The organism is Rhizobium sp. CG4, from assembly GCF_023701965.1.
In the GTDB taxonomy this organism is placed as follows: Bacteria; Pseudomonadota; Alphaproteobacteria; order Rhizobiales; family Rhizobiaceae; genus Agrobacterium.
Window position 1 is genome coordinate 116,160 of the sequence record NZ_JABAEG010000008.1, and the last position, 13,660, is coordinate 129,819.

Consider the following 13,660-nt stretch of genomic DNA (forward strand, 5'->3'; position numbering starts at 1 on the left):
GCGATACCCTGTATTCACCTTCCGCGCTTGTTAACTTGAGGCGTACAGTCTGGTATTGTAGATTCCTCTGGTTTTGTATGAAACTCCGGAAACTTTGACGCGCTGCCGGTTGGTCGTTTGCGTAAGCCTTGACGCATCCCCATTAAACTGGAACTGGAAAGCCAACTTTAAATATCAAGGAGGGTTGGCCGTGCCAAGGTTCTTCGGTTTTTACGCAATGGTGGTTGTGACATGCCTTTCATTGCTGGCATTCACACAGGTCCGTGCAGACGAAAACACGTCTTATCCGATCGTCATCAAACATGCGTTGGGAACAACCACGATTGCCAAAAAGCCAGAGCGCGTCGCGACTGTCGCTTGGGCCAATCATGAAGTTCCGTTGGCATTGGGCATTGTTCCCGTTGGTTTTGCAGCAGCCAATTTTGGCGATGACGATGGCGACGGTCTGTTGCCATGGGTCGCTGAAAAGCTGAAAGAGCTTGGTACTGAAAAGCCCGTGCTGTTTGATGAGGGGGATGGAATTGACTTCGAGGCCGTCGCTGCAACCCAGCCGGACGTCATTCTCGCAGCCTATTCCGGCCTCAGTCAGGCCGATTACGACACGTTGAGCCAGATTGCACCGGTTGTTGCCTATCCGGAATCATCCTGGGCGACTGATTGGCGCGATATGATCCGCTTTAACAGCGCCGGGCTCGGCATGGCGAAAGAAGGCGATGCGCTGATTAAGCGGATTGAAAAGGAGATCGCTGATACGGTCGCTGGGCATCGTCAGCTTGAGGGCAAGTCGGCAATGTTTGTGACGCATCTCGACACCACGAACCTCAGCATCGTCAATTTTTATACCGCCAATGACACTCGCGTGAAGTTTTTTACCGATCTCGGTCTTAAGTCACCCAAGAGCGTTTTGGATGCAACCACCAAGGGCCAGTTTGCTGCGGGCGTCAGTGCAGAACGTGTCGACGCCTTTGATGATGTTGATATCGTCGTGACTTACGGCAGCCAGGCCTTGCTGGATGCGGTGAACGCTGATCCCCTGCTTTCGCGAATGCCCGCAGTCGCGAATGGCGCAATCGTCATGCTGGGCCGCAATCCACTCGGTACTGCATCCAATCCAACACCATTGTCGATTTCGTGGGTGTTGAAAGACTACGTCAATCTGCTTGCCGAGGCGGCGGGAAAGTCCAAATGATATTGAATAAAGGGTCCTCGCAGGCTGCGAAGGCTTTTCCGGGAAATATGCGCCGTTCGCGGTTCTTGGGTTTGGTTCTAGTGCTGGCAGCACTTGCTTTTTTGTGCGCCTTGTCGGTCGCGATCGGTACACGAGACGTGTTTTGGAGCGATATCGTAATGGCATTGCGTGGCCATACGGATAATATAAGCCAAGCTGCTGTCGCAGTCCGACTGCCAAGGACTCTGCTTGCATTGCTTGCGGGCGCTTCACTCGGTTTGGCAGGTGCGATCATGCAGGGCGTTACCCGCAATCCTTTGGCTGATCCCGGCATTCTCGGCGTCAATATGGGTGCGTCTTTGGCGGTCGTGGTGGGTGTGGCGTGGTTCAGTATCGCGTCGGCATACGCCTACATCATGGTCGCCATCTTAGGTGCCGGCATTTCAGCTGTTTTTGTTTACGTCATCGGCTCGATGGGGCGCGGCGGTGCGACACCGCTCAAATTGGCACTGGCTGGTGCCGCGACATCGGTCGCTTTTTCCTCTTTGGTTATCGCTGTAGTCTTGCCACGCAATGATATTGCGGGCGGTATTCGCGCCTGGCAGATCGGTGGTGTTGGTGGGGCGACATTTGAGCGTATTTCTCATGTGCTGCCGTTTCTGATCGTTGGTTTTGCAATCAGCCTGTTGTCGGCTCGCAAGTTGAACTCATTGGCGCTCGGCGATGAATTGGCCGCTGGTCTGGGCGAACGTGTTGCGACTGCCCGGGCCATAGCGTCATTCGGGGCAATCCTCTTATGTGGTGCAACGACTGCGATTTGTGGTCCGATCGGTTTCCTTGGTCTCGTCGTTCCACATCTGTGCCGCCTGCTGGTGGGGGTAGACCACCGTTGGCTATTGCCTTTCTCGGCCTTGAGTGGAGCTTGCCTACTACTGGCCGCGGACATTATGGGACGCATCGTGGCACGGCCTGCCGAGTTGGATGTGGGCATTGTCACTGCACTCGTCGGGGCGCCGTTTTTTATCTGGATTGTCAGGCGGCAAAGGGTGCGTGAATTATGAGCATGCTTTCCCCTGTCATCACCTCGATCGCTGGAAACCGGCGTCAGCGCGCTAGTGGCCGGTGGCTTGTTATCTCCGGTCTGGTGGTGTTGTTATGTGCCGTCTGTGCACTGACGCTGATGTCCGGCCAGACGTTTACGCCGCCGAAAGACGTTATCCGTGTTTTGCTTGGTGAGAATATCCCGGGTTTGAGTTTCACCGTTGGTCAGTTGCGGTTGCCGCGCGCTGTCCTGTCCATTGTTGCGGGACTTTGTTTTGGCATGGGTGGCGTCGCCTTTCAGATCATGCTCCGCAACCCACTCGCCAGCCCTGACATTATCGGCATCAGTTCCGGCGCAAGTGCCGCTGCGGTTTTTGCCATTGTTGTCCTGTCGCTCAGCGGGCCGATCGTGTCAGTTTTCGCCGTCGTCTCCGGGCTTGGTATTGCGCTGTTGGTCTATGCTCTGTCGTTTCGCAACGGTGTTGCAGGGACGCGATTGATCCTTGTCGGCATTGGTGTCTCTGCCATGCTGCAGAGTTTTATTGCTTACATATTGTCTGTCGCGCCGGCCTGGAGCCTTCAGGAGGCGATGCGCTGGCTGACGGGCAGTGTGAACGGTGCACAGATGTCGCAGACACTGCCGCTCATTCTCGCCTTGGCTGCCTTCGGTGGACTGCTGCTGACCCGCGTTCGTGATCTGGAAGCCTTACGGCTCGGCGATGATACTGCCGCAGCACTTGGCGTGCGTGTCGCCAAGACACGGATCATCGTTATCATCGCATCAGTTGGAATGATCGCATTTGCCACAGCAGTGGCCGGGCCTATTGCATTTGTTGCTTTCCTCTCCGGGCCGATCGCTGCAAGGATCATGGGTAACAATGGTTCGTTGCTTGTGCCTTCGGCACTGGTCGGCGCAACGCTCGTTCTGGTTGGCGATTATTGCGGGCAATTCCTGTTGCCCAGCCGTTATCCGGTCGGTGTCGTTACGGGTGCGCTCGGCGCCCCCTACCTCATTTTCCTTATCGTGCGCGTCAATCGCGCCGGAGGTTCACTATGACTACCTATTCACTTGCCGCCACGAAACTTTCAGCCGGGTATGGCGATAGCGTCATTCTGAATGACCTCGATCTGGTGGTGCCACATGGCAAAATCACAGTGATTGTTGGCGCCAATGCCTGTGGCAAGTCGACACTGCTGCGCACCATGTCGCGGCTGATTACGCCGCGTGCAGGCCACGTGCTGCTTGACGGCAAGTCCATTCACAAAATGCCATCACGGGAACTGGCGAAAGTGATGGGGCTTTTGCCACAATCCCCTATCGCGCCTGAAGGTATCATGGTGGCAGACCTTGTCAGCCGTGGCAGGCATCCGCATCAGGGCATGTTTACGCGCTGGACATCAGCGGATGATGAAGCTGTCGCGACAGCGCTTATTGCCACCAAAACTGTTGAGCTGGCAGAACGGCCGGTCGACGAACTTTCCGGCGGACAAAGGCAGCGTGTCTGGATTGCAATGGCACTGGCGCAGCAGACTGAAGTCCTGTTGCTGGACGAACCAACGACCTTCCTCGATATCAGCCATCAGATTGAGGTGCTGGATCTGTTGACCGATCTCAATCAGTCGCGGGGAACGACAATCGTCATGGTTCTCCACGACCTCAATCTGGCGGCACGATATGCCGACTATCTTGTCGCCATGGCATGTGGACGACTGCACATCACGGGAAAGCCGGAAGAGGTTCTGACAGAGGACAATGTGCGACAGGTGTTTGGCCTTGAGAGCCGCATCATAACCGACCCTACCTCAGGGCGGCCGCTGATGCTGCCGATGGGCAGGCATCAGATGGTCGGTGATAAGGCCGTATAATTACGGAGCAGACGCAGCAACTATCAACACGCTGCGTCTAGCGATCTGAACGTTGCAATTACTGCGCCTTGGCCAGAGGCAAGCGGGTCAGCACAGCTATATTATCTGTTTTAAACACCTGCTCGGCATAGGTCTGCAACGCGATCGGCGTCAACTGTTCGCTCAATTTTGGCATGTTGCTGAGGTAGGTCGGGTCGCCGTAACGGCGGTAACTCAAAGACAGTCGGCGCAGCCAAGTGTTGGCGTCACTCATACGCCCGCTTTCGGCAAAGTCGATGTCTGCCTGCAATCGCTTGAAGTCCACAGCCTGTATGTTCTGCGGCATGTTCTTCAGGACATTTATGGCAGCGTCTGCCAGCTCTTCTGCCCGCTCCGGCGCACAAATGAACGACAAGGTACTGATGCTGCGGTTGGTCTCTGGGTCCATGCGCAACTCAAACTGCAGCGTGTAGATGCCACCAAGATGATTGCGCAGTTCATTTTTCAGCGCTTGCTGTGCGAGTGGTGTCAGCGTCGAAATGAGGAAGGCTTTTTCTGGCGTCCATTCAAGGGCTGTGAACGTAGATATTTCGACCTGGGCCCGATGATCCCTAAATGTTTGAATGCTCTTTTTGTGTATGCCGTCTTGCTGCCTGGCGGGTGCTGGTGTGAGAGACGGAGCGCGTGCCAACGCACTCACTGTTTTTGCAAATGTGGTTTTGGTCTCAGGCGTTGGGGCGGGACCGACCGCAAACCAGGTTACCGGTTCCGCGACGAGCGCGCGAGCTGCTTTTTCCAACGCCTGTGCATCAATCACTCCAATGTTTGCATCGCCGGGGTGATCGGCAGACTCTCCGTAGAGCAACTGCGAATATTCATTGGCAGAGGTGAGGTTGCTGGCCATCTGGGTGCGGAAAGCGTCAGATGCCTCTTCACGAACCAGACCAAATTTTATACTCGCTGCATATTGACGCAACAATTCGGGGAGTTGTTCCGGTTTTGCAGCCACGGCAACGTCGAGCATGCTGTCCTTCAGCGCCCAACTCCACCTCGCTGGCTGGGCTTTTTTCCAAAGTTCATATTCGTCCTGTGACCAGAAATTAAAACCGCTTTGTTCCCAGAGTTGAATGGCAGCCTGTGAAACTGTGCTGCCGAACTCGGCATTCATGAAACCCGGTCTGGATTGTCCTGATAGATAGACCTTGCCATCCGTCGTGTCGCGCGCCAGCCAGACCACGCGATCGCCGTTCGAAAGGACCCATTCCTGTATCGTTGGGTTGTCATGGCGGGTTTCCGAAACGATTTCTCCCGTTTCATCAACCGTCGCGTCTGTTGGCCATATTGGCAGCGGTTGCTCTTTCGCAACCGGCGCCTTCGCTACAATCGCGGGCAAATCGGGGAGTGCTGTAACCGTGGACAACGCCTGACGTTGGGCACTGATATCGTCGACCGATGGAAGCTCTACCGTCTTGTCGCCCGGAACCTGATACATCATCACCTGGTCGGGCGCGCGCAGCATGTCTTGCATACGGGCAGACAGGCTTTCGAAGGTGATCTGCTCTAGCAGGGCTTGTGTGTCCCTCGCCTTTTCAGCTGCGTCTTGCAGCACGGAATCCATCATCACCGCGCTGGTAATACGGTCTTCCCACTCCGCATAGGTTCGCTGGGCTGCGGCGTCAGGATTGCGACTGTTGATCCGGACAGCATCTTTCATCAGAGCGTCGAAGCCATCCCGAGACAGGCCCGTGCGCCGCAGTCGCTCGACACTTTCAAGCAAAATGTCTTTCGCTCTGTCATGATTTTCGCTTCTGGCGTTGAAGGCCAGAATAAGCCGCCGCTCTACAGGTTCTTGAATGACGAAACTGAGAGAATTGACTATCTCACCGTAATGTTCGCCCTGCGTCTGTATCGCGTCGCGCATCAGGCGGGTCAGGAAATATTTCTCGAGATAGGCAAGTCTGCCGTCATCGCTTTGACGGGGTGGCATTTCCAGTCTGAAAGCATAGGTTACTTGCGAGGTGGTGCCCTGTGGGTCCTGTACCTGGCCGATGGAGAGTTCATCTTTCAACGGGAATGCCACGTAGTCTCTGGATGGTTGTGGCTTGTTCGGTGCTGAGCCAAACAGACGGATAATCGCCTTCTCAGTGCTTGCCGCATCTATCCTGCCAGAGACGATCAGGGTCATGTTGGACGCGACATAATAGGAATCGTAAAACGCCTTGATGTCAGCGATGGTCGTCGCTTCAATTCCCTCACGTGTGCCAATAGTCGGACGATCAACATAACGCGAACCTGCACGCAGCAGCTCTTTTTTCTGTCGGTTGATGCGTTCAGCCACCTTGTTATCATGGCGCAGTTCTTCAAGAATGACGAAACGTTCTTTGTCCCAGTCCTCGGCCAACAGTTTCGCGCCAAAGGCCATGTCAGCAACCAGCGCCAAGGACCCTTCTACATCGAGCGCATCATTCGGGCGGGTACGAACCATATATTGGGTCTCTGCTTCGCGCGTGACTGCATTGATCTGCACGCCGGTGCGCCACCCAAGCTTCTGAAAGTAGGTGTGTAATGTCTCGGGGTGCGCCTGCGTCGACTGGAACACCATATGTTCAAGGATGTGGGCAGTGCCACGGGGTATCTCTTCATCAACAGATCCGGCGTGCACAACAAGGCGGATGTTGAACGGTTCATCTGCGCGTTTGCTGTCGTAGAGAATGTAGGAGAGGCCGTTATCCAACTTTCCGTGCGTCAGCTTCTTGTCCCACTCCACACCATTAGCCTGAGCAAACTGAAGTCCGGCAAAAAGGGTAACTAGGGCAAACACGGCGCGCACAAAGATCATAACGTCACTTTCAAAATTCCACGAACGAATGCGTTCACTGGTATTCGACGTTTGATCTCGTTTGATCTCACAAAAAATCTGAGTATTTGGCGAATGATTAAAAGCGAAACCTATGGTCCTCCGATATCATCAACGGACCATAGGGGTGCTAGCGTCTGCGATCAGCCGCCATATTCGATTATTTCAAGGCCAGCATTGTAGTCGGTTGCATAGATCAGGCCATTGGCATCAACAAAAACGTCAGCCGACTGGATAACCCTAGGCCGATTTGGTCTCCGGTCCGTCATTGTTGTTGGGCCAGCCGGTACGAGCGCGCCCGTTTCAACGGGGTGATAGGGGTCGGATATATCGAATGCCCGGATACCGGCATTCTGCCATGTCGCAAAAATCAGAGTTTCCGACACAAACGAACCGGGGCGGTTTTCGTGAAGATTGTGTGGACCAAAATGGCCGGCCTTTTTGGTGTAGTCGATCTCATTTGGGATCGGGAATGTCGAAATACTGATCGGGTTTTCGGGAACCCGGATGTCGAATACCCACGTATGTTTGCGGCCGTCTTCTTCGTTATCAAGTACCGCCTCGTCGGCGACGACAAGCAGATCGCGTCCTGGCAATGGCAATGGAGAGTGCGTGCCACCGCCATAGGGAGGGCACCAGTTGTGGTGTTTGATCAGCTTTGGTGCGGAATGATCCGACACATCAAGAAGGGTCAGGCCGCCATCGCGCCAGCAGGCATAGGCTGTGTTGCCATGCACAAGGGCGTGGTGAAGTGCATAACGACGCCCCTCACCCCAGTTTGGTGTTTCGCCAGCCGCAAGGTTCATGCCCGGCAACCACCAGCGACCGACAAGTTCGGGTTTCGCGGGATTGGCAAGGTCGATAGTCACGAAAATATAATCCGAAAAACCATCCAGAAGCGCTGAAGCATAGGCGTAACGGCCGCCGACGTACCAGATGCGGTGCAGACCGACGCCGTCGACATCCAGTTGGCCGATTTTGCGGGGCTGAGCGGGGCTTGAAATATCGTAGACGCTCATTCCAGCCGTCCAGGAACGCTCGCGTTTTGTCGCCGCGACGGTTTCACCTACCGACTTGGTGTAATAGGCCTTCTCATCGGTGAAGGTTTCGACGTCGGCAAACAGGTCAAGCGCATTGATGACCAAAAGCAGATCGCCGTGTGTCTGCAGATGGATGTTCCAGGTGTTCGCAGGCGCCGCTACATAATTGACCGTACGCGGGTTCTTGGCGTCCGAGACGTCGACGATTGAGAAGCCCTGCGACCAGGGGTGGGCAATATACGCGTGGTTGTGGTGAACCATAAGCTGCAGGCCATCACCACGACCGCCAATATCGCTATGGCCAATCAGTTTCATATTGCGGGCGAAATCCGGTTTTGGCAGGTCTGTCATGGCCATTCTCATTGCTTGGTAAAGGGAAAACGCCGCCTTGCGGGCGGCGTCATTTTCATCTTTGGTCTTACTGCTTTGCAGCAGGAATCCATTCGGCAGAGGCAGCGTCGCTCTTCTGGAATGCCGGGAACTTTTGTTGAAGCTCCTCGATCGTGCCGATGTTGTTGTTGACCAGATCGTCACGGGTGATCAGGGTTGGCTGAAGGAGGACGGAACGGCCAGGGAACTGACCGGCAATCGCCAGCGATACGGCGCGAACAGAGACTTCACCCACAACAGCGGCGTTGGTGGCGGCAGTTGCAACCCATGCGCTGTCTGGCTCGGTGATCAGCTGAATGTCAGCGGTCGAAATGTCGACGCCATAGATTTTGACCTGCTGAGAAAGACCCAGCTCATCGATAGCCAGCTTTACGCCCTTGGCGAATTCGTCCCAAGGCGTGAAGATGACGGAGATATCCGGGTTGGCGCGCAGGATTGCCTTGGTCTGGTCAGCTACTGATGCTGGTACCGTATCGTTCACGACGCCCCATACGGCCTTTTCCGTCAGCTTGTGCTTTTCGACAAATTCTTTCCAGACGCCATAGCGGCGATCAAGTGGTGCAAAACCTGCAACATAAACGGCGCCGCCGACAAATGCTTCGCCCTTGTCTTTCACAGCCTGCTCAAGAACAAGCTTCGCCATATCCTTGTCGCTCTGTTCAATCTGCGGGATTTGCGGGTTGTCGAGGTCTATGTCATAGGCGACAACCTTGATACCGGCATCGAGCGCCTTCTGGGCTACGTCCTGCAGAACCTCAGGGCGACCGTTATTGATGATGATGCCGTCAACGCCGAGATTGATGGCCTGCTCAACCAGATTGCGCTGGGTGTCATTGTCGTTACGTGCCTGCGAGACAGTCAGATTGATGCCGAGTGCATCAGCCTGCTTTTTCACGCCTGCTTCAAATGCCTGCAACCAGTCGCCGCTACCGAGAAAGCTGACAACGGCAATGTTGACGGTCTTGCTGTCGAACGGTGCTGGTGCGCCGGCGATGCCAGCAGCGGACGCCGGTGCGGTGAAAATCGAACCGGCAATAACAACGGCTGCCAGCCTTTTCAGTGTCTTGAACATGGTTTTTCCATTTCGTTGCTAAGAATAATTCGAGAGAATGTCTGGTTAGTTTTGGGAGCGGCCAATGCCGTAGGTCAGCGCCAGTGCTCCGACGAGCACAGCACCCTTGATGAAGTCCTGCGTGTAATAAGGGGCGTTCAGCATGGTCAGGCCATTCAGCAACACACCAACAAACACAGCGCCGATCAGGGTGCCGAGGACGTTGGGACGTCGCAGGCCCAGAACCGCAAAACCGATCAGCGACGCGGCAACAGAATCCATCAACAGCGATGCGCCTGACGATACGTCGCCTCTGCCGACGCGCGCGGCAACGATAATGCCGCCCAACGCAGCAAGAGTGCCAGAAAGCACATAAGCGAAGGTCTTTATGCGGTTGACATTCGCACCGGCCAGTCGTGTTGCGACTTCATTGCCACCCGTCGCATAAAGCAGGCGTCCCAGTCGCGTCCGTTCCGTCAATACAAACAGGATTAGAGCGACCAGCAACATCATCAGTACCGAGAACGGGATGGTGCCAAACAGGCTGGAACGACCAATCGTCAGAAACGCCGGATCGTATTTTCCTGTCGCCGTCGTACCATCGGGCAGAATGAGGCCAACCGAAATCGAGCGCCCGGCGGTTGGAATAAGCTGCAAGCCGGTCAGCAGGAACATGGTCGATAGGGTTGCCAGTAGGTCTGGTACCTTCAGCTTCACAATTAAAAATGCATTGGCGAAACCGACAAGCGCACCGAAGGCCAGCACCAGTGGTACGGTATGATAGGCATTCAGGCCAAGCACGATCATGGCGTAGCTCGCGGCCATCACACTTGAAGCAGCAACTGCGCCGACGGAAAGGTCGAAGCCACCAATGGCAAGCGTGACCGTGACACCCGCGCCGATGATTGCGACGACGGATACCGCCTGCAGAATGCTCATCAGATTGTTGATGTTGATGAATGCGGGTTGCGCCAGCGAGAAGCCGACAACAAGCGCGATCAGTAGAATGAAAACCGCACCACGGCGAATGGTTTCTCGAACTGTCTCCAGACCATTGCCGCCGCGTGGATTTTCAGAAGTGTGTTGGGCGCTGTTGGTCATTAGACAGTGTCCTCTTGATAGCCGGTGAAGGCCGAATGTTTGGTTTCTTCGCGCAGCGTATGGTGGTCCATCACCAATACGCGGTCCGCAACTTCATGTGCTTCTTCCGCGTCTGAGGTTGCAATCAATGTGGCGCGGTCGGTGTGGCTGCGAATAGTTGCAATGATGTCCTGACGCGCACCGACGTCCACACCCTGAAATGGCTCGTCCAAAAGCAGCACCCGGCTTGGCTCCGCTTCCCAACGTGCAATCACTGTCTTCTGTTGGTTGCCGCCAGACAGCGACCACACTGACGCGAGAGAGTCGACTGCCTTGATGCCAAGCCGTTTGATGGCGGCATTGCCCTCATTTTCTTCGCGTTTCGAGAACATGAAACCTGAGCGATACCAACGGTTCAGATGCGGTAGGCTGATGGTGGAGGCGATGCTTTCGCCGGGCCAACCTGCATGTATCAGCGACGAAGTATGTCGATCTTCAGCCGCCATGACCACGCCTGCGGCAATGGCGTCTGCCGGCTTGCGCGCATTGAACGGCTGTCCGTTCAATGTGATGTTACCCGAGACGAATGAACCGACACCAAACAGACCGGAGAGAAGACGACTTTTGCCGGCACCGAGCACGCCGGTTATCGCAACGACTTCACCCTTGTGAACGGTCAGATCGAACGGCCGACTATCGGGCAATAGCTGAATACCTTTCAGCTCCAGAACCGCCTGTCCAAATCGCCGCTGGTCGGGCCGTGCCGATTCAAGCGACCGTCCGATCATTGTCTCGATGGCGGCTGAAAAATCAATTGGTCTGCTGAAGGCGCCGACATTGCGACCACCACGCAAGATGACAACCCGGTCAGCCAACGCCTCCAGATCTGCAGTGCGGTGTGAGATATAAAGGACGGCGATGCCGCGTGCCTTCAGTTGCCGCAAAATCTCATAGAGACGCTCCGCTTCCCGTACCGAGAGACTTGCAGTCGGTTCGTCTAGAATCAGTAGACGTGCGTTTTGCGAGAGCGCGCGCGCTATAGCCACCATCTGTCGGTCCGCAGTGCCAAGCGTCTCGAAGTCGCGATCAAGGGGCAGATCAAAACCCGCTTCCTGCAGAATGCGTGCTGCTTCGCGCCGTACTGTTCTGTGAGAAAGGAAAAACGGATGACTGCGATCAACGAATTGATTGAGCAAAAGCACATCTGCAACGCTCAGACCGGGAATGCCGACCACGTCAGTGGACTGATGAACGGTGACAATGCCGCGTGCGGCGGCCTCGGCCGGGTTTTGCGGTTTGTAGTCTGTATCTTCCCAGACGATTCTGCCGGAATCTGCCGTGTAGAGACCCGACAGTATCTTTACCAGCGTGGATTTTCCCGCACCATTGGCGCCCATGAGGGCTACAATTTCGCCGCGCTCGACCTGCAAAGAGGCATCCCTCAAGGCCTGCGTCGAGCCAAATGCTCGCGAAATATTTTGAACGTCCAGAAGAGGCATGATGGAAGAAAACCTGCGAATATTATCAGGATTTCGTAGCCATCCTTTGTCGGCAAACAAGGCCGTGAATTCTATTCTCGACCTAATCCACGGAATAAATTTCCAACAGTCCGTCGGGCCATTGCGAGAACTTGAATTTTGCTAAGAAAAACAAGTGAATTGCCTGTGGTATGGTGCCGTATTTTATCTCATGTGGTCTAGTGTACTGCCTCAGCTGTTACCCAGTTTACAATGTAATTCGGGTCTGCTGGCAGGATTTCCGCGCAGCCATCCGTGAAAGAGAGAAAGGCTTCGAGATTGAGTTTGTTGACACCGATGACTACGGGAATGTCCCGTTCCATGGCGTCGATGATCATCGAAACAAAGCCGCGACCCTCGGCTTCATGTTTGCCAAACTTGTTGACGATCAACACGGAGGCGCCATCTGAGCGTGCAGCAGCTTCTGTTGTCGCTGCCTCCAGAGCAGCACTGTCCAACCGGCATCCGGTTGCGAGTTCACCTAAGTTCTGGCTGATCCGAAACACTGGCCCATCCGGTAAAATCTGAAGGTCCATGTCGCATTTGCTGCGGTTTGGACCTTTGTATGGTGCATGAAGTGCGCCTGACGGTTTCATGCCAGCTTCTTCAAACAGCTTGACGAGCCGCGACAGGCATTTGTCCAACTCATCGCCGTCTGTCAGGTTGATGTACCCAAGCCGCATGGTCATTTTCCTCACATTTCCGTCATGCCAGACACTGGCCGATATTCTGAAATGCATGAACCATGCGGTGTTTCACGTCGTCAATAGCCGATGCTGTAAACGGCTTGTCTTGTCTGGTTTGTGGCTGTGACAAAGACTGGACGTAGACAATGCGCGAAAAGAGCGTCGCTCAGAAACCTTTCCTATAAGGTGAAGGCATTGCGGAAGGCTTCAAGTGCATGCTCAGGATCACCTTTTGCAAATGCCTCCATGCCGACCGGTCCGCGATATCCCATGTCGTTTAATGCTCTTGCGATCACCGGGTAATTGATTTCGCCGGTGCCGGGTTCACATCGTCCAGGTACATCCGCCACCTGTATCTCGCCGACCCATGGCAGGCAGGATTTGCAGGTTTCAATCAGATTACCCTCACCGATCTGCACGTGATAGAGATCAAGATTGAGACGCAGACGGGAATGGTTGACGGATGACACCAGAGCAAGCGTGTCTTCTGCCCGACCAAAAGGTGTGCCGGGGTGATCGACCGGAAGATTGAGGTTCTCAAGCGTGTAGACGACACCCTCCTCTTCCGCCATCTCGGCGATACGTGCCAGAGTATCGCGTGCCTTGAGCCACATTTTGCCGGTGACGATCTCAGTGGGTTGAGCCGGCAGGCCGCCCTCGCCAAGGCCAGTGCCATGCAGGTTAAGCCGGGCGACACCAAGCCGCTTGCCAATTTGGGCGGTTTCCCGTGCTGAGCGCAGCAGTTCAGTGGCTCCTTCATCGTCTGCCAAACGGCCAGTGAGGTAACCGTTCATGATCGAAAAACTGGCGCCGGAATGTACCAAGGCTTCCAGATCATGATCCGGCCAGTTCCAAAGGCCGACGTCAAACCCCATTTCGGCAAGACGTGCGCAACGCCATTCAATCGGCTTGTCCCGCCAGATCATTTCGGCGCAGACGGCAAGTGTAAACGGTTGGGTCATGATAAGTACTCTGAGGTTCTGCG

The 13,660-nt window shown here is 55.0% G+C and carries 11 protein-coding genes; 4 read left to right on the top strand and 7 right to left on the bottom strand.

Annotated features, from left to right (window positions below):
- Window positions 1-217 precede the first annotated feature (217 nt).
- From HGO37_RS20565 to HGO37_RS20580, 4 genes are read left to right on the top strand one after another with little or no spacing between them, the layout of a single operon-like run.
- Window positions 218-1,189, top strand: coding sequence for an iron-siderophore ABC transporter substrate-binding protein (locus tag HGO37_RS20565; RefSeq protein WP_250985120.1), 972 nt, complete (start codon window positions 218-220; stop codon window positions 1,187-1,189).
- A 47-nt stretch (window positions 1,190-1,236) separates the two neighbouring features.
- Window positions 1,237-2,229, top strand: coding sequence for a FecCD family ABC transporter permease (locus HGO37_RS20570; RefSeq protein WP_250985121.1), 993 nt, complete (start codon window positions 1,237-1,239; stop codon window positions 2,227-2,229).
- Window positions 2,226-3,266 (top strand): FecCD family ABC transporter permease, encoded by a 1,041-nt coding sequence (locus HGO37_RS20575; protein ID WP_250984973.1) that lies wholly within the window; start codon window positions 2,226-2,228, stop codon window positions 3,264-3,266. Before HGO37_RS20570 ends, HGO37_RS20575 begins: the two co-directional genes overlap by 4 nt.
- Complete coding sequence (locus HGO37_RS20580) at window positions 3,263-4,075, top strand: ABC transporter ATP-binding protein (protein WP_250984974.1); 813 nt, start codon at window positions 3,263-3,265, stop codon at window positions 4,073-4,075. Before HGO37_RS20575 ends, HGO37_RS20580 begins: the two co-directional genes overlap by 4 nt.
- A 58-nt stretch (window positions 4,076-4,133) precedes the next feature.
- On the opposite strand, the gene HGO37_RS20585 is transcribed toward HGO37_RS20580, so the two are convergent.
- From HGO37_RS20585 to HGO37_RS20615, 7 genes are all read right to left on the bottom strand, one after another.
- Entirely contained in the window at window positions 4,134-6,893 is a 2,760-nt protein-coding gene (locus HGO37_RS20585; RefSeq protein WP_250984975.1) for a M16 family metallopeptidase, read from the bottom strand.
- A 161-nt stretch (window positions 6,894-7,054) separates the two neighbouring features.
- A complete protein-coding gene (locus HGO37_RS20590; protein WP_250984976.1) occupies window positions 7,055-8,308 on the bottom strand; it encodes an LVIVD repeat-containing protein in 1,254 nt (417 codons plus the stop codon).
- A 61-nt stretch (window positions 8,309-8,369) separates the two neighbouring features.
- A complete protein-coding gene (locus HGO37_RS20595) occupies window positions 8,370-9,413 on the bottom strand; it encodes a substrate-binding domain-containing protein (protein ID WP_250984977.1) in 1,044 nt (347 codons plus the stop codon).
- 45 nt (window positions 9,414-9,458) lie between these two features.
- On the bottom strand, window positions 9,459-10,493 hold the full coding sequence (locus HGO37_RS20600; protein ID WP_250984978.1) for an ABC transporter permease: 1,035 nt from the start codon (window positions 10,491-10,493) through the stop codon (window positions 9,459-9,461).
- Entirely contained in the window at window positions 10,493-11,971 is a 1,479-nt protein-coding gene (locus HGO37_RS20605; RefSeq protein WP_250984979.1) for a sugar ABC transporter ATP-binding protein, read from the bottom strand. Before HGO37_RS20605 ends, HGO37_RS20600 begins: the two co-directional genes overlap by 1 nt.
- Before the next feature lie 197 nt (window positions 11,972-12,168).
- The gene (locus tag HGO37_RS20610) at window positions 12,169-12,672 is read right to left on the bottom strand and encodes a DUF2478 domain-containing protein (RefSeq protein ID WP_250984980.1); all 504 of its coding nucleotides are present in this window, start codon (window positions 12,670-12,672) and stop codon (window positions 12,169-12,171) included.
- Window positions 12,673-12,854: 182 nt separating this feature from the next.
- Window positions 12,855-13,637 carry a TIM barrel protein gene (locus HGO37_RS20615; RefSeq protein ID WP_250984981.1) on the bottom strand — a complete coding sequence of 261 codons (783 nt, stop codon included), beginning with the start codon at window positions 13,635-13,637 and terminating at the stop codon, window positions 12,855-12,857.
- Window positions 13,638-13,660: the final 23 nt, after the last annotated feature.